The 17,607-nt window shown below is 41.2% G+C and carries 15 protein-coding genes; 8 read left to right on the top strand and 7 right to left on the bottom strand.

Annotated features, from left to right (window positions below; genetic code table 11):
* Positions 1-414: 414 nt before the first annotated feature.
* From WFH04_RS16800 to WFH04_RS16775, 6 genes are all read left to right on the top strand, one after another.
* The gene (locus tag WFH04_RS16800) at positions 415-2,094 is read left to right on the top strand and encodes a M14 family metallopeptidase (RefSeq protein WP_336825242.1); all 1,680 of its coding nucleotides are present in this window, start codon (positions 415-417) and stop codon (positions 2,092-2,094) included.
* 155 nt (positions 2,095-2,249) lie between these two features.
* The gene (locus tag WFH04_RS16795; protein ID WP_336825240.1) at positions 2,250-3,344 is read left to right on the top strand and encodes an endospore germination permease; all 1,095 of its coding nucleotides are present in this window, start codon (positions 2,250-2,252) and stop codon (positions 3,342-3,344) included.
* Between the two features lie 20 nt (positions 3,345-3,364).
* Positions 3,365-4,816 carry a spore germination protein gene (locus WFH04_RS16790; RefSeq protein ID WP_336825238.1) on the top strand — a complete coding sequence of 484 codons (1,452 nt, stop codon included), beginning with the start codon at positions 3,365-3,367 and terminating at the stop codon, positions 4,814-4,816.
* Positions 4,809-5,963, top strand: a complete 1,155-nt coding sequence (locus tag WFH04_RS16785; RefSeq protein WP_336825236.1) for a Ger(x)C family spore germination protein — start codon at positions 4,809-4,811, stop codon at positions 5,961-5,963. Before WFH04_RS16790 ends, WFH04_RS16785 begins: the two co-directional genes overlap by 8 nt.
* Positions 5,964-6,057: 94 nt before the next feature.
* Complete coding sequence (locus WFH04_RS16780) at positions 6,058-6,699, top strand: metal-dependent hydrolase (protein WP_336825234.1); 642 nt, start codon at positions 6,058-6,060, stop codon at positions 6,697-6,699.
* Positions 6,700-6,841: 142 nt separating this feature from the next.
* On the top strand, positions 6,842-7,633 hold the full coding sequence (locus WFH04_RS16775; protein WP_336825232.1) for a hypothetical protein: 792 nt from the start codon (positions 6,842-6,844) through the stop codon (positions 7,631-7,633).
* A gap of 48 nt (positions 7,634-7,681) precedes the next feature.
* Here the strand turns inward: WFH04_RS16775 and WFH04_RS16770 are convergent, their stop codons facing one another.
* The gene (locus WFH04_RS16770; RefSeq protein WP_336825230.1) at positions 7,682-7,984 is read right to left on the bottom strand and encodes a hypothetical protein; all 303 of its coding nucleotides are present in this window, start codon (positions 7,982-7,984) and stop codon (positions 7,682-7,684) included.
* 218 nt (positions 7,985-8,202) lie between these two features.
* Here WFH04_RS16770 and WFH04_RS16765 point away from each other — a divergent pair, with 218 nt between their 5' ends.
* On the top strand, positions 8,203-8,643 hold the full coding sequence (locus WFH04_RS16765; protein WP_336825228.1) for an OsmC family protein: 441 nt from the start codon (positions 8,203-8,205) through the stop codon (positions 8,641-8,643).
* 127 nt (positions 8,644-8,770) lie between these two features.
* Positions 8,771-9,487 (top strand): 3-ketoacyl-ACP reductase, encoded by a 717-nt coding sequence (locus WFH04_RS16760; protein ID WP_336825226.1) that lies wholly within the window; start codon positions 8,771-8,773, stop codon positions 9,485-9,487.
* 68 nt (positions 9,488-9,555) lie between these two features.
* Here the strand turns inward: WFH04_RS16760 and WFH04_RS16755 are convergent, their stop codons facing one another.
* The 6 genes from WFH04_RS16755 to WFH04_RS16730 form a co-directional block, all read right to left on the bottom strand.
* A complete protein-coding gene (locus WFH04_RS16755; protein ID WP_336825224.1) occupies positions 9,556-10,647 on the bottom strand; it encodes an S-methyl thiohydantoin desulfurase family protein in 1,092 nt (363 codons plus the stop codon).
* Positions 10,648-10,708: 61 nt separating this feature from the next.
* Positions 10,709-12,019, bottom strand: a complete 1,311-nt coding sequence (locus WFH04_RS16750) for a purine-cytosine permease family protein (protein ID WP_336825222.1) — start codon at positions 12,017-12,019, stop codon at positions 10,709-10,711.
* Positions 12,016-13,773: a hydantoinase B/oxoprolinase family protein gene (locus WFH04_RS16745; RefSeq protein ID WP_336825220.1), complete on the bottom strand. Its 1,758-nt coding sequence runs from the start codon at positions 13,771-13,773 to the stop codon at positions 12,016-12,018. The genes WFH04_RS16750 and WFH04_RS16745 overlap by 4 nt, the downstream gene beginning before the upstream one ends.
* Positions 13,766-15,811 (bottom strand): hydantoinase/oxoprolinase family protein, encoded by a 2,046-nt coding sequence (locus WFH04_RS16740; protein ID WP_336825218.1) that lies wholly within the window; start codon positions 15,809-15,811, stop codon positions 13,766-13,768. The genes WFH04_RS16745 and WFH04_RS16740 overlap by 8 nt, the downstream gene beginning before the upstream one ends.
* Before the next feature lie 19 nt (positions 15,812-15,830).
* Entirely contained in the window at positions 15,831-16,376 is a 546-nt protein-coding gene (locus WFH04_RS16735) for a helix-turn-helix domain-containing protein (RefSeq protein ID WP_336825216.1), read from the bottom strand.
* A 249-nt stretch (positions 16,377-16,625) separates the two neighbouring features.
* Positions 16,626-17,291: a peptide-methionine (S)-S-oxide reductase MsrA gene (locus WFH04_RS16730; protein ID WP_336825214.1), complete on the bottom strand. Its 666-nt coding sequence runs from the start codon at positions 17,289-17,291 to the stop codon at positions 16,626-16,628.
* Between the last annotated feature and the right edge of the window lie 316 nt (positions 17,292-17,607).

Below are 17,607 nucleotides of genomic sequence, written 5' to 3'. Positions count from 1 at the left end.
CGTGCGCCTGGAACGGAAAGCGACGGTTGTCAGGGGTTCCCCATTTATTCTCCAACCAGAAAGGGACTATCACAGAAAATCAGTTTTCACTGACTTTCTGGACAGCCCCATCTTTTTCGTTCATCGTTTCATTGCCGCTTCTCCTCTTCTACAACAGTATACCGATCAAATTTCAATACTCACTCCTTTCCATATAACAAATAAATACAGAAATCAGATTCTTTTTTCATAGAAATTACTTAGTCTTTTCTTTACGGTTTCTTTGCTCTCTAACTTTTTTATCAAACTGAAACTCTCAGTCCATACCATTTGAATCGAATACCATTGAAGTAGGTAATCTTTCTTGTTCAACAATTCTAAATAGTATATGATTTATTCGTAAGCACTTACTAAACTATTAAAGGAGGATGTAGAATGTTAAAAAGAAAGTTTGTAATTCCAATCGTGTTCGCAACCGTTGTAAGTGTTCCTGCCTTATCTTTTGCTGCAACAAATGGGGATGTTGCACCTCCTGCTGCGGGACAAATGAACTCTTCTCATACTCCTTATTTCAACCAATTTTACGAGCAGTCTGACAAGGTTCTTGAAATCTATAAAGAGCCGGAGCTCAATCTCATTACACCAGGTTTGAAAAATGGCAAGTGGATGACAACGAATGCCGATATGATGACCTACTTACAGGATATCGAGAAAAACAGCTCGTTTGTCACAATGAAAATCATTGGCCAATCAACAGAAGGAAATGATCTGCCATTGCTTGTATTTACAACGAGCGAAAGTGAAGAAGCTGAAGATTTTGCGAAAAAGCCTACTGTTTGGCTGCAAGGACATGTACATGGAAATGAACCTGCTGGCGGAGAATCTCTTCTTGTACTTGCCGATGAATTGGCAAATGGCGACCTTGGAAAAGAAGTGTTACAAAAGGTCAATATCGTAATTGTACCGCGAATCAATCCTGATGGAGCACATTATTTCCAAAGGCAAAACGCTTTGCGCTTAGATGCAAACCGCGATCATATAAAATTGGATTCTCCTGAAATTCGTGCACTACACAAAGCGATGAACGAATACAAGCCGGAAATTATTGTGGATGCACATGAATATGGCGTCGGCGATTTGACATACAAGGAAATCGGCGATGAAGGCTCCTTGAAATATCATGACATATTGCTTCTATCAGGGAAAAACTTAAATATCCCTAATGAAATCCGTAAGCAATCCGATGAACTGTTTAGTAAAAATGCATTCGATGCTTTGCAAGCCAAAGGATTTTCAGCAAGAGAATATTTTACGGATAGTTACAAGGACGGGGTCGTAACATTGACGGAAGGCGGAGCCGAAGCAAGAATCGGACGCAATGCGAACGGGCTCCAGCCAAGCTTTTCATTTTTAGTAGAAAGCCGTGGAATTGGTATTGGAAAAGAAAACTTCGTACGTCGTGTTGCCTCCCAAGTCGAAACACATACGAGCATTTTGAAAACGGCTGCTGACAATGCTGATAAAGTGAAATCGATGATTGAAGCCGCCCGAAACGATATTATTGAAAAAGGTAAAACGGTATCTGAAAATGAAAAAATCATTTTGCAAAGTGAGCGAACAGCTTTAAGCAACCAACAGTTGGAGCTTGTCGACATTGCAAGCGGTACAATTAAGGCGATCCCTGTTATGTATAATAGCTCTACTAATGAAGTGGCAACTTTAGAAAGGGTCCGACCTACAGCTTACATTCTTCCTCCAGGCTATCATCACATTGTAGAAAAGTTGGAATTGCAAGGGGCGACTGTAAATAAAACGACAGATGCACAAGTATTAGAAGTGGAAAGTTATGTGGTCATAGATAAAAAAGTGGATACAAACTATTACGAAGGGCATTTATTGAATCACGTGACAACAGAGATTTCGAAAAAAGAAGTCTTTTTCCCGGCAGGCAGTTATGTCATCAGCATGGCACAACCAACCGCAAACCTTGTCGCTTTATCATTAGAACCTGAATCGATTGATAGCTACGTAATGTTCGGTTTTATTCCGATGAATGTGAACAATGTTGTACCTGTATATAGGTACATGCAGGAATTAGATCTTGAATTAGAATAACATTGATTCATCTTGAGCTTCTATCTGTCAGAAGCTCTTTTTTTGTCTAAATAAAAACCTGTTAGCTCACTCCTTTGCAGATGAAAACCAGCCACTTATAATTCCTCCAATTCATGTCAAGACTAAACTAAATCTTGAAACCGGGAGTTTTTAGTATGCAAAAAGTCGGTTCCATCAGTATTCTTCACGTCATCTTATTGTCTATGACAGTAATTGGACTGAAAAATCATGTGACCATTATTCCATCTCTATTGAAAAGCGCAGGTCGAGATGGTTGGATATCAGTATTTTTAGCGGCACTCGTTATGATTCCTTGGCTTTTCTTAATTGTATATATTCATCGAAGCTCAAAGCAGCTGTCCATAACCAATTGGCTAAATACAGAGATCGGCAATGTCCCAACTGTCATTTTCCGATATGTGACTGCTTTTTTCCTACTTTTAATGGCGGTATTTACAATGGGTGAAACGCTGCACTGGATTAAAGCAACGTTTTTACCTGATTCTCCTTTAGTGCTGATGATCTTGATTTATTCCATTCTGTGCATCTTCCTTGCCTCTACGAATTTGCAAACAATCGTTATGGTAAATGTTGTCGTCCTATTTTGGGTAGTGATTTTAGGGTTCTTTGTTGCTTTTACGAATATCCAAGTAAAAAATTATGCATTATTAATTCCTTTCTTTGAACATGGGTTAGAACCTGTTTTCGTCTCTATGGTGTTCCCAGCATCAGGGTTCATTGAGCTGCTGCTCTTTCTTTTTATCCAACAAAACGTAAAGGGGAAATTTCATTGGTATCATTATGCGATTATGCTCTTTATATTGCATAGTTTAACGATGGGACCGCTCGTTGGGGCGATTACGGAATTTGGGCCGCATGAAGCAATGAAACAAAGATATCCTGCATACGAAGAATGGGGACTTGTTTCTATCGGAAGATTTATTGAGCATCTTGATTTTTTATCTATTTACCAATGGTTGACAGGGACCTTCGTCCGAGTCGCATTCATTTTATATATTGTTACGGATTTATTGCAAATGAAGGGCAATCGTAAACGTATTTGGAAAATACTCGGCCCTGCATTTTTCTTTTTATCCTCCGCTCTATTTTTAATTGACGACCAAATGTTTCTTAAAATAAAAGGTGATTATTTTTTGATCGTTACATTTTTCTTTATGGTTCTTCTAACATGCTTCCTATTGATTATAGCGTTCATTAAAAAAGAACAACATGAGAATTCCAAAACATAAACAGAAAATGGTGGAGTGCAATGCAATCTCATATTAATGTTTCAACCTTAAGACAATTGTTCCAGAAGTCGGCGGACATTCAATTTCAAGGATATACATTTAACGGCTATAAAGTTCTATTTGTTACATGTGAAGCAATGGTTGACCAACAATTGTTAAACGAAGTCGTTGTGCCACGCGTTCAACAGTTCATCGGCTCATTGGAAAATGGGCTATCAAAAACAATAATCGAAGCTCATTTGCATATCCCTGATTTGAAATATGTCGGTGATTTAGAACAATCTATATCCTCTCTCTATACAGGGCATGTCTTATTGCTATTTGAAGACTCCGACCTCCTGTACATGAGCAATATTGCCAATAAACCAAATCGTAATCCAGAAGAAACGAGATTAGAAGTACCTGTAAAAGGTCCTCGAGACAATTTCATTGAGGATGTATCTGTTAATGTCGCATTAATTCGGAAAAGGTTGCCAACAAACTCTTTATGCGTCGAGAAATTTGAATTAGGAAAACGGTCAAAGACAACAGTTGCCCTTCTGTATTTTGATGACATTGCCAGCAAAGAAATTTTAAATGGCATAAGAAGTCAGCTAAAAAAAGTGGACACCGATATTGTGTTTAGTCCGACTTTGCTAATGGAAAATGTAAATAAAAGCGCTATGCTTTTCCCGAGAATAGATTATACTGGACGCCCTGACAGTGCAATCCAGTCACTTGTTAGAGGAAGATTCCTGATTTTTGTTGACGGAACTTCATATGGCGTCATCCTGCCAGTTAACTTATTTTTACTTGTCAAGACAGGAGAAGATAATGATACGCCTGTCATTTACGGGTCTTTAGAGAGGTTGATGCGTATTTTAGGTCTTTCCATTGGGTTAACATTGCCAGCATTTTGGCTTGCTTTGACGACGTATCACCAAGACCAGTTACCTCTCCAATTATTAGCGACAATCGTTCAAGCAAATACAGGACTCCCGCTTCCTTCATCCATTGAAATGCTACTCATGTTGCTCATGTTTGAACTTTTTCGGGAAGCCGGTTTGCGCCTGCCTACTGCATTGGGCGGAACAATTGGAGTTGTTGGTGGCCTAATCATCGGTGATGCTGCTATTCGGGCTGGCATTACAAGTCCCGCGATGGTTGTTGTCATTGCAATTTCAACAATCGCGACATTTACATTGGTCAACCAATCAGTCATAACGGCAGTGAGTGTTTTGCGTGTTTGTTTTATATTACTTACCGCATTTTTAGGCTTATTCGGCCTCCTCATGTCCGTCTTTTTTACGCTTGTTTACTTATCAAACATTAGAACTTTCGGGGTTCCTTATATGAATATTTCTACTGATTTAAGCTTTAGAACCTTTATGCAATCCGTCTTTCGTCTACCACATAATTTTTACACAAAACGACCAAATATGATGGACCCGACAGACGCTACTCGTAGCAAGAAGGTGGATGAAAATGAATAGGAAAATGGCAAGTTTCTTGATCATTTTGCTCGCAACGCTAACCTTGTCTGGATGTTGGGATAAAAATGAACCTCAAAGGATGTTGTATCTAAATGGGGTCGGTATTGATTTTAAAAATGGTCAATACGAAGTGTATGCACAAATTATCAACTTTTCCAATACGGCAAAGTCCGATCAGCCTACAAATGAAGAAGCAATTCAAGCCGAAGTCGGTAAAGCAACTGGAAGGTCATTAGATGAAGCTGTTTTCCAGCTATATCATTCCGTAGACCAAAAGGTTTTTTGGGGACATTTATCCTATCTTGTATTGTCTGAAGAAGCTTTAAAGGAATTAAAATTAAATCAAGTCTTAGACATTTTTATCCGATATAGAGAGACTCGATATCAAATCTGGTTATACGCGACAAAAGATCCAGTAGAAGAAGTGCTTTTAATAAGACCAGTTGTCAATAAAGCCATCGTCTTATCAAAATTAGGAGATCCAGAAAACTCCTTTAAGCAAGAATCATTCATTAAGCCCGCCAACATTAGAGAAACATTGATCGGATTGAATGAGCCAAATCACGAAACATTCATTCCCCTTGTGACAATCGAAGAAAATTGGGCGTCTTTAAAGGAAAAAATAAAAGCCCCTATCCTTGATGGGGTCGGAATCGTATCGCCGAATGAATTCAAAGGGTTTATCACTGGCGATGCCGCGAGAGGGATTCGTTGGATGTCGAATGATACAGAAAGATCGGATATAACTTTTAAAGCGGACAAAGATAGTTATATTTCTGTTGTCATGGAAAATTTTAATGTTAAAATCACTCCCGTCATTGTAAACGGAGAGGCGAGGTTCGATATTAATATTTACACTGACGGAATTGTAGACATTATTACCGATTCGATAACACCTAAAGAAATGGAAAAAGCAATAAAAAAAGAAATGGAAAAACAAATACGCACAACCTATCAGGAAGCTTTAAAAAAAGATGCTGACATTTATCGATTATCAGAGCAATTGTATCGAAAAAAATTAAAAGATTGGAAACGCCTGCAGACAGATGGAAAAGTTGATTTAAAGGAAGATTCTCTCCGTAACATCGATATTACTGTCGGAAAACTTACATCTAACCGCAGATCATTTGAACGGACAGTGGATTAAATACCAATAGCCAATACTTGAACCTCTCCTATAAATAAGGGAAAATGAGACAGTCATCTTATGTGAAATCGACACCGAAAGAAGGTTGCACCATATGAAAGGAAGTTCACATTTTGTAATTGGCGTTGTCGCTGGGGCTGCTGTAGGACTTCAGGCAAACTATAGTCTACTGACGACAGCAATATGTGCAGGGATTGGCGGCGTATCCGGACTTGTGCCTGATTTAGATACGAATGGCGTTGCAAGCAACCGAATTACAGTATCGAAACAAATTAGTAAAACACTTATGCAAATTGTTGGCGTCTGCATATTGTTCGCAATTGCTTACCAAGCAGCAACAGATGGTTTTGCATTGAACGATTGTATATACGGCGGTATAGCCCTAATATTGCTCATCCTTTCAAAAAAGATTACACAACGGAGAATGCTCACATTGACAGGTGCAATGGTCATCCTATTAGGCATCTCCTGGCAACAATCAATAGGCATAATCCTTTCCGGCAGCTATATCGTCATCGCTTCATTCCTCCCCCACCGTTCTTACACACATTCCATAATCGGTCTGGCTTTTTACGCATTTATTTTAGTTAAACTAAATGAGCAATGGCCAGTTAACGGGATGGTGGCTGCAGGAATTGCAGGCTACATCAGCCATTTACTTGCAGACATGAAGCTTTTGCCTATGAACCGCAGAGGTGTCAAATGGTTTGCGCCTGTTTGGAATCGGGAGTTTTAATCGTTGTAAAGCCCTTTCGAATGTCTGTCATGACGCTTTGAAAGGGCTTTTTAGTTTTATATTCAAAAAGGAAAATTGAAACCTTTCCTATAAACCTTCGTAAATGTATTCACTAAAAAGTAAATGCACGGAGGTGGCAACAATGCTGTTCGTCATGATTACACTCCTTATATTTTCAGTTCCGGGGATTTGGTTTCTTTGGACAGCAATTGATTTCAAATTAGGGAAAAGGGAAAAGCTATCTTGGAAAATACCTGTTATTATGCTCATTCTGTTAACGATGGGCAGTATCGTCATTCAGATATTTTTATTGAAAAAATATAGTTTCCCACTCTTCCAAACGAATTTGGAAACAGTAGTTGGTATGTCAGTCGTCGGTATTATTGCAATCCTTATTTTGATCATCAATTTATTGATTACAAAAACCGCGGGAAAAAACTTGCCAAAGTCAGTGCACGATCCAAAAACGGTAAATGTTTTTACATTATACCTCTCTATTTTTTTATTCATTACACTATTTATTGCAGCGCCTACCGGTAAAAAAATCGGCTTTGCTGCATCTATAAATCAAGCGATGGCCTCCACACAGAACGTCGTAGATGAGGAGTTTTCCATTGTCTTAGTGAGCTCTGAGAAAGAATGCTTGCGAAATACTTCAAGCTGTCGTGATATGGAATATAGCAACCAATTTTTTATTAAAAACAACTTAGGAAAAACACAATTAGTACAAGTGAAAATACGGGCTTTGAATAGCAGCAACGAGGAAATGAAAGTGATCGACTCTAAAATCATGCGCTTAGAACCAAATGAATTGCGCTTATTGGAAACAGAGGAAACGTCTGAGGATTCGAGTGTTTGGAATCAATATTCATTCCAGACGGATCATCGAATAGCCTCCTATGAGCATATGCTGCGTTATCGGGATCCAGAGTGACGACAACTAGTAGACCGCTAATTGAGCATTGGCGGTCTTTTTGAATCGTTAGTTCAAAAACGAACGAATGAGGGATGGCAAAATCAATAAAAAAATCGATCCTACTATTAGTGTTTTTGAAACTTTTTTGGGGAGTTTCTTGACACTCTTACTCCAATACCAACCGCTAAACTGGAGCTTATTTCGATACAGTACAAAAAATAACGATAAAATCCCTATACTTCCAAACCAGCCATAGCGGTCAACATCAATCCCTAAAATTGAATATGCATAGTAAAGAAAAACACGAACAATTCCACCAAAAACAATAAATAAAATAGCAATACGCATTAATTCAAAGAGTACTTTCACAAAGATCCCTCGTCCTGATCAATATTTGGATTCGCTTTCCTATTCTTCTCCAAAATTCCCCTTCGTCAAACCTCTATGGAAATCTATTTAAAATTGCAATGCTTTTTATATGGAAATTTTAATGCCTTGTTTTCAGTCTTCCAAGCTACAATCTCCCATCTTGCCACTCAACATCAAAACTGTTATATACTATACAAAACGATAAGGGAGCTATGTAAATGGCGGAACATCATTTTCATTTAAAGGCAGACTGGCCCGGATTACGTAATGACGTCGGTACAATTGAAACGGTAAATTTAAAAACTGCAGTTTCGATTCCAATCGAAATGGATGGTCCTGGAATTGGAACGAACCCTGACGAAATGTTGTTAGGAGCTGCAGCAACATGCTATATCATCACACTTGCGGCAATGATGGAAAGAAGTAAGATCGAGAAGGAAAGTTTGACGATGGAGTCAGTCGGCATTGTTGTTTATACGGACGGCATCATTACCTATAAAAAAATAATACATAAACCGGTAATCACTTTGCCCAAAAATATGCCGGAAAACAAGTTGAGGATTGTACAGAAATTAGTCGTGAAGGCAGAAGCTTCATGTATGATCAGCAGAGCGCTTAAAGGGAATGTTGAAGTGGCAGTGGAACCTGTCATTCAATAAAAAAAGCGTGAACACAATTAAAACAAATAAAAATTGAACTCCTTTTCATGATAATTCATTTCCATAGGAGAAAGCACTGCTGTTTGTTATACTACTCGTGTCTACGGAACGGAAAGGAGTTTGTATAATGCAAAATATATCAGGTAAAAATGCAATCATTACTGGAGCTGGACGTGGAATTGGCCGTGCAACTGCAATTGCTTTTGCAAAAGAAGGCATTAACGTAGGGCTGATCGGAAGAACTGAGGCAAATCTTGAAAAGGTTGCAGAAGAGCTTCGTGAATTCGGAGTCAAAGTGTCAATTGCTACAGCTAATGTAGCGGATAATGAATCCGTCGTCAAAGCTGTTGAACGTGTCAAATCCGAATTAGGACCAATCGACATTCTCATTAATAATGCTGGCGTTGGTAAATTCGGCAAATTCCTTGAACTATCACCGGAGGAATTCAAGAACATTATTGATGTCAATCTAATGGGCATGTACTATGTAACGCGTGCAGTATTGCCTGAAATGATTGAAAGGCAAACTGGTGACATCATTAATATTTCTTCAACTGCCGGACAAAAAGGCGCTCCTGTCACAAGCGCATATAGCGCATCCAAATTTGGTGTGTTAGGGTTGACAGAATCTCTAATGCTCGAAGTAAGAAAACATAACATCCGTGTAACTGCTTTGACACCGAGCACAGTAGCAACTGACTTGGCATACGCAGAAAATCTTACAGATGGCAATCCGGACAAAGTGTTGCAACCGGAAGACCTTGCGGAAATGATGGTTGCACAGTTGAAGCTTCACCCACGCGTCCTGTTGAAATCAGCTGGCCTTTGGTCGACAAATCCTTAAGATTTATCCACTTCATGAGCATCTCAATACGTATAGCCGCCCTCCATTGTGAGAGCGGCTTTTATTTCTTATTTTTTCACTGTACTTTCAAAATCTTTATTTTCCATTCCAATATACTTCGGTCCGAAGACTTCTAAGCCTTCTTTCGTCGTCCATATATCTGGAGATGGGAACGTGACAACAGCAACCTCCATCCCTTTTCGGCATTGTGGATTGAGGATCGGTTCCCCTGTTTCTCTATTTAAAATTGAGATAATGGTAGGGATGACTGAAATGAGCTCGTTCCCATTTTTCACGAACATATTTTCATTGCGGAACCAAATGTTCCAAGTATCTTTCGTGTCATTGTCTTCAACTACGATAATCCCCTCAATGAATCCATTTGCATCCTGCCATTCAGATTCGACAATTGCTCCCATCGTGAGCAGCCGAGCATCCGTCTCCCGAACGATGGCCACAACTGGATCATAGGCTAACCCTGTTCGTCTTGCGTGTCCAATGCTTCCTGCCCGGGATAACGTATTAGGGATAATATATTCTTTAAACCTTTTTCCGTCTAATGGATGATCACAAATTCCTGAAAAGTTTCCTGAAATCATTGCAAAGGAACGTGCAATTTGGTCAGCACGATCATGATTTACGACGGCTTCCACGATTACATGATCACCGTATCGGCTAGCAAGTGCAAAAGGAGTGATCGAAGCACCATGCACATTAAATGTTGTGTGCGCCAAATCCGGTACAGCTCTGCCTGCGGGATCTCCATCCACTAACGGAAGTTGCATCGCAGCAGCGACATCCATTGCCCAGGCTGTATTACCTCCCAGTTCCGTCGCACAAATAGCATTTACATTTTTGCCAAGATGGTCTTGTAATGCTTTCGTTGCAAAGACGGAAGGATTACCGGGCACCTCTTTTAGTCCCTTTAGTTTCTCCACTATCTCTTCGCTTGGTGGAGCAACGGAACCAACATAATATGGGGAAACGACAAGCCAATCATCTTCGATTTCATCGACTGAAACGAGACGGATCGATTGTCCACGCTCGTAAATATTCCGGACGAGCTGTAAACCTTCTTCTAAGCTTCCTCCTCCCCCTGCTCCCAATATGCAGGCGCCATACAGAATATCTTCCGCTTCTTGCAAACTAATGTCTCTCACTAATGACTACCACCTTTACCTCTATTCGGTTACTGCTATCATGCTATAGAAATGTATTCTTTCACTGTCCATCCGTAAATTGATCTGGTTTCATTTTTCGTTTTATATTCATCGCCACTAAGTATAAAACCATTGAAATGATTAAAGATTGAACTGCTGGAATCCCCCATTCATGGACATATTGAGACCAATACGCGATCGCAATACCTACACCCATGGCAAACGTAGCAACCCAGTTCCATCCTGGATTGTCTTTATAAGTTTGCTTTCGGATAAAGAAGAAGTCAGCAATCATTACGCCCGCTATTGGACCGTAAATAATTCCTGAAACGTATAAAAAGTCTTCAAAATACTGCAAGACGCCGCCGAGTGCCAGTCCGATTCCAATGATCGTCCCAATGAGCGTAAGAATAGCTCGGCCTTTACCAGAATTAATATTGAATGTGTTTGCCATGGATAGCCCCATACTGTAACTGTTGACGATCTGGCTCGTCCAGGTTGATAACCAAAGGATCAGGAATCCCCATACTGGAAAATTGAGATTCATCATAATCTGTACAATATCCGCTTCACCAGTACCAACAGACATGATGGCCCCAACAAAAAATAATGGAAATCCTACACCAATAATACCGAGCGGAATGATGACATTGTCCTTCACCTTCGGCTTCGCGTAACGAGTGTAATCTTGCACACCTACCCACTGAGACACATTCATCCCTAATACTAAACTGATACCCGCCATGAAAGTGATCGTCTGCTCGGGTTGCCACGAAGTTATGGACGACCAGCCTTCATTTTTCATTACTAAATAAATGCCCGTCGCAACAAGCAATAAGCCTGCAGGAACCGCAACGATGTCTGTCCATTTCATTGAAGAATAGCCAAGTATCGACGGCAGCGCAAACAATAATCCGCAGATGATTGTAATGAGCGCAAGCATTCCAAAATTATTTTTGTAATCAATGCCGAACATTGCAGCAATCGCCTCACCTGTCACTGCCGTTTGTAATGCCCACCAGCCGAGTCCGACGAAAAACGTAATTAACCCGATAATCCAACGTGCTTGCACGTGACCGAAGCTACTGCGCGCTAAAACTGACGAAGCGATCCCCGTTTTCGCTCCCATATAGCCAGTTACAGCATTTCCGATCCATTGGATGACAAATAGGGAAATGAATAAAATCCAAAACACCTTTGAAATTCCAAAGTTCACAGCAAGTACAGCACCCGTCAATAAGACCGGGATGGAAAACTCCAATCCCCCGAAAATCATGGCAGGGAAGATCCAATGCTGCCTTTCTTGCAAAGGGACCGCTACTAACGCTTCATCAGACTGCGAATGACTTGTCTTCTTTTCTTTAGTATTCATTGCTCCCCAGCCTCCCTAACTCGCAATCTCTCTTTCGTTTCACCTACCAGTTCCAATGTCTCCGGGTTCAGTAGCACACCGAATTTTTCCTTTGCATCTATAATGGAAAAGTAGCCGTTTTTTACATCCTGCTGCACTTTCGATACATCCCTTTTGAATGGATTACCATACCCTCCGCCAGTTCCAGTCCTCAGTTCGAGAACATCTCCTTTATTCAAAGGATATCGTGCATAGACTCCATACGGGCCGTCCACTTCACCATTGTTTTTAATGACAGCAAACTCATTCGACGAGCCTTCTTCACCTCCGTCAACTCCCCACGGTGCATAAAGATGCCGTCCGTACGTGACGGTTGCCATCTGCCCATCCGTCATCGCCCGATAGGATCGAATGACCCCCGATCCTCCTATATATTCACCAGCGCCTTTCCCATCACAACGCAATCGGTAGGAATCAACCATCACGCCATAACGTGCTTCCGCCACTTCAACCGGGATATTGTAGGTCTCACCATCCCCAATGCAAAATTGCCCCCTTGCTCCGTCCTGTCCAATTCCTGCTCCCCATCCACCAACAGATGGCTCTACGATAAGGAAGTCGTCTTCCGTATCAGGATGTTTTCCTGCCAATGTAACAGAACATACCGACAAAAAGTGTCCAGCAGTCAATCGAGTCGGCAAAATGGGAGCGAGCGCTTGCCAGACTAAATCTCCACCAGATGATCCGCTTTCCCAGTAATTTGATACGGGAGCTGGCCTTTCAGCAGAAAAGATTGAGCCTTTGTCTGTAATCACTTCCAACGGACGAAACACCCCGTCATTCACATCCTGTGACGGATTCGTAATCGCCAAAAACACTGTTCTGACATCAGTTACTAATGTCGTATAAGAGCCATTCACAGGACCGGGTACTTGTGGGTGGCTCCCCCGGAAATCACAGATGAATTGATCATCCGTAATGGTTACTTTCACTTGGATTGGAAACGGCCCGTTCCCGAGTCCATCCCCATCAATATAGTTGCTGGCTGTATAAACGCCATTCGGAAGGTTCATAATCGACTTTCTCGCCATCTTTTCCCCTTGGTCCAAAAGCAGCTCAACCGTAGCAGCAACCGTTTCTTTTGAATATTTATCGTACAGTTCGTTGAAACGTTTTTCTCCAATTTTCAGAGCGGCAATTTGTGCCCACATATCACCAATCGATAAATCCGGGAAGCGGACGTTTGATTTAATCATTTCAACAAGCGGTTCATTCACTTTTCCACTATCGACGATTTTAATGCACGGGAACTGTAAGCCTTCCTGGTAAATGTCAGTTGAGTCATTAGTAAATGAGCCGACATCTTTTCCGCCAACTTCTGTCCAGTGCGCCTTGTTTGCTGAAAATCCGATCAGTTCGCCCTCATGAAAGATTGGCATGACGAGACCAACATCTGAAAGATGCGTTCCTCCGCCTCCATAAGGATCATTTATGATAAAAATGTCCCCTTGGTTTATATTTCCCTTTGCCGAGTATCTTGAAAGAACATCCTTCACCATATAGCTGAGCGTTCCGATGAACCCGGCTACCCCGTTCCCCTGCGTCAGAAGCTGTCCTTTGTGATCCGTCAACCCGCAAGCAAAATCCAAAACTTCATAAATGATCGGACTCATGGAAGTACGCGCTAACGTGTGGAACATTTCATCTCCAATCGATAGCAATGTATCTTTTACAATCTCAAGTGTAAACGGATCTTGTTGTTTACCTTCATGCATTTGATTGCACCCCCGTATCGATAATCAAGTTTCCGTAGACATCCGCATATAACGATTGACCTTTCTCAATAATAGTAACCGCAGCCTTCTCTTCCACGATTAGCGGTCCTTCAATCACTTGACCAGTCGGCAACAATTCGCGGTCGTATATCGGTGTCTCAATCCAACCGACCTGTTCAAAATAGACGGAACGCACTTCTTTCAGCGCTCCAGAAACTTCCCCTTGTTTTTCGACTCTAGCAATTTTCGGTTTCTTCACTTGCCCTAAAGCAGTTACATGCAAACCGACAATTTCGCATTCGGTATCTTCCAATCGAAACGTGTAGTTCTTTTCATGCAGCTGATGGAAACGTTCCTTCACTTCTTCTACTGTCTGCTCATCCCATGCCCCTTCGGGAACGGCAACTTTTACGGTATGCTCCTGCCCGACGTATCGCATATCGACAAACCGTAAGAACAGTACCGTTTCCTCAACTCCATCTCTTTTAAAGTTTGCAAGCAACCGGTCTTCAATCACTGTCCATTCTTGCGAAATCGCTTCAAAATCCAGTTCAGATAGCATGCTTTTATAAGTGACGACAGAATCCTGACGTAAATCGGTCATGAGCATGCCCCATGCTGAAAACACAGGAGATGCAAATGGAATAATCACTTTTTTCACACCTAATTCTTTAGCTAAAGCCGCAGCGTGCATAGAACCGCCACCTCCAAAAGCGACCATTGCAAAACGCCGTGGATCATGCCCCTTACGAATGGATATCAATTTTAATGCAGTGAGCATATTCGCATTGGCAATCCGAATAATACCGAGGGCAGCTTCAACTGCTGACAAGGAGAACGGATTGCCGATCCTCTCCTGAATCGCCCTTTCAATCTCAGCCAAATTAACTGGGTAGTCAAAATTCTTTGGTGACAGTCTCCCTGTCAACAGGTTGGCGTCGGTCGTCGTCGGCTCTGTCCCGCCTTGTCCATAGGCAATCGGTCCAGGTAGCGAGCCAGCGGAATGAGGTCCAACTTTCAACGAACCGACTTCGTCAATCCAAGCGATCGATCCCCCGCCGTTTCCAATTTCCACAATATCAACTACCGGCACTTTCACTGGATATCCCGCGCGCTTACTATCCTTTTCGATATAATAATCTGTCGAAACCTTCATTTCACCCTCTTCAATTAACGAACACTTTGCCGTCGTGCCACCAATATCAAAGGCGATGATGTTTTGCTCGCCTATTTCCTTTCCAATGACTGCCGATCCATATACACCTGCTACCGGACCGGATTCCAACATATAGAGCGGCAATTCCTTCGCATGTTCAAATGTCGTAGTACCTCCATTTGACTGCATGATGTAATTCCGGCTTTGCGCAAGCTGTTGCAGCTCCTCGTTCAATTTATTAATATACGTTGAAGCAATCGGTTTCACATAAGCATTCAAAACCGTGCTGCTCGTTCTTTCATACTCACGCCACTCTCTAGTCACCTCATGGGAAACGCTTACAAACACGCCAGGCCAATGTTTTTCAATAAATTCTTTTGTCTGAAGTTCATGTTGAGGATTCAAATAGGAATGAAGATAAACAACAGCAATCGCCTCAACCCGTTCCTCTTTTAATTCCTCTATAACTTGCAGCAGCTCATCCGTATTTAATGGAACCAATACTTCGCCCTTTGCGTTGAGACGCTCCTCGACTTCCTTGCGCAAATATCGTTCAACGAAAGGGACCGGTTTTTCATACCGTATATTAAATAGATCCGGACGATTTCCCCGTGCGATTTCCAATACATCCCGGAAACCCTTCGTCGTAATCAAGGCAGTTTTCACACCTTTTCGTTCAGTAATCGCGTTAATAACTACCGTACTTCCATGGATGAACTCTTCAATTTCCGATGTGTTTAACCCACTCTTCCGAATCACTTCAAGTACCCCTTTTTCAAAATGAGGGGGTGTTGTAGAGCTTTTTTCAACTTGAACGTTCCCCTTTTCATCGACATACACCAAGTCGGTAAATGTTCCACCGATATCTGTAGCAACTCTCATTTCTTTTGCCTCCCCTCATTTAAAAAAGCAGCGGCGTCATGACACAAAGCAAGACGGCTTCTTCATCTGTTGGATTTTCATAGTCATGCGGCAGCTTGGAAGGGAAATGAATGGATTCCCCTTGAGCAACATCATAAATTTCATTGTCGACTGTAAAACGGACTGTGCCATTCAACACATAGTAAAACTCTTCCCCAGGGTGAGAATCATCATATTCCTTTTGCTGATTCGGCCGCAATGTAACAATAAGCGACTCCAAAGAACGACTTTGGAAATGTCCACTTAGTTTAATAAAACCGTTATCAACCGAATGTATCCAAAACTTTTTTTGCTCGTTTTTCGTTATATGAAATTTCCGATCCATTTTGGGACTCTCGAAAAAATACGTTATATCGACCCCAAATGCATCAGCAATTTTCTTCAGTGACGTAATTGCCAAAGAAGTAGAACCACGTTCGATCAAAGACAGAAACCCTGCAGAAAGGTTAGTCATTTCACTTAACTCTTTTAATGTTAAGTTCCTCTCTTTCCGTAGCTTATGAATTTTTTGATGAATATCCTCCACGCCAACACCTCTTTTTTAATATATATAACTTTCTTAAATATATTTAATTTTGTTTTATATTACTTTTAGTTTTGTGACTTGTCAATCTACTAAAATTATTTTGTTTAATTTCTCTACAATAGAAAAACACCTTTCGTATTCAGAAAGGTGTTGAGAAAGAGCCAATTTTCATAGAGTATAAAATAATTCACTACTTAGGCTGAAAGTAAATTGAAAGAAATATTTTTAATCCGATGCACTTTTTATTGGCTACCATTTCATCTTCCTAAATAATTCCATCAAGGCTTGTTTCCCGGCCACGTCGATTTTCCACTCTTCAATTTCTGTTAGTATACTTTCTTTCGATCGAAACCCTTTAACGAAACCATTTAAACGTGCTGCAAATGTAGAGTTGACAAGCATCGATGGATTCGGAAAAAGTGGCTGCAACTGTTCCAAAGCTTTCGGATAACGCTTTACATAATATTTTTGATGTCGCTCCTCTGCCAACGTAAAATTACTGAACGGCGCAATGTCCGTTTCTATACTTTCACCGATTTCATATTCCATTTCTTTCTTCACATGCTCGATCGCCTTGAGTTGGTCAGCGCTGCGATAACGTAGCAACGATAAATATTGTCGGCCTTTATATTCATCACGATTCGGATAATGATTCCTCCAAAAATGGCGCAGCACATCCTCATAGGATAAAATGTCTGGGTCAAAATCAATTTCTACCGTTTCCGTGTGATCACCCAAATTCCGGTAAGTTGGTGAAATGGTCGTTCCCCCTGCATAGCCGACGCGTGTCCGGATAACGCCGAGCAAACTTCCGAAACGTGCATCCGGTCCCCAAAAGCACCCCATCCCGAAGGTAGCTGTCTGTAATGCTACCGCTGACTGATGAAGCCCTCTCTCAATCATTTGAATATCCATCAGAATCACCTCTCTTTACCTCAACTATTCCCGAGAACGGATTTGTTAACAAATCGAATTAGGAATGCACCAATACTCTTTGAAATGCACCAAAGCCCAAAACTTATACACTATTTTCGATGAGTTTTGCACCATTGTCGAGAGGCTATGCACCAATTGTCTATTTCTCACACCCATTAATTCATCTGTATTACAAACTCAACAAAAAGGTTCTAAATCAAATGTTGGGGTGATGTGATTTGCACGTCACCCTTTTACTTAGATACCGCTGAGTAATGTTGATTTGCGCTACAGGGCGGACGCTTTCCGCCGGCAT

The sequence above is a fragment of the Sporosarcina sp. USHLN248 genome (assembly GCF_037144575.1).
Lineage (GTDB): Bacteria > Bacillota > Bacilli > Bacillales_A > Planococcaceae > Sporosarcina > Sporosarcina contaminans.
This window is presented reverse-complemented; position numbering and strand designations above follow the sequence as displayed.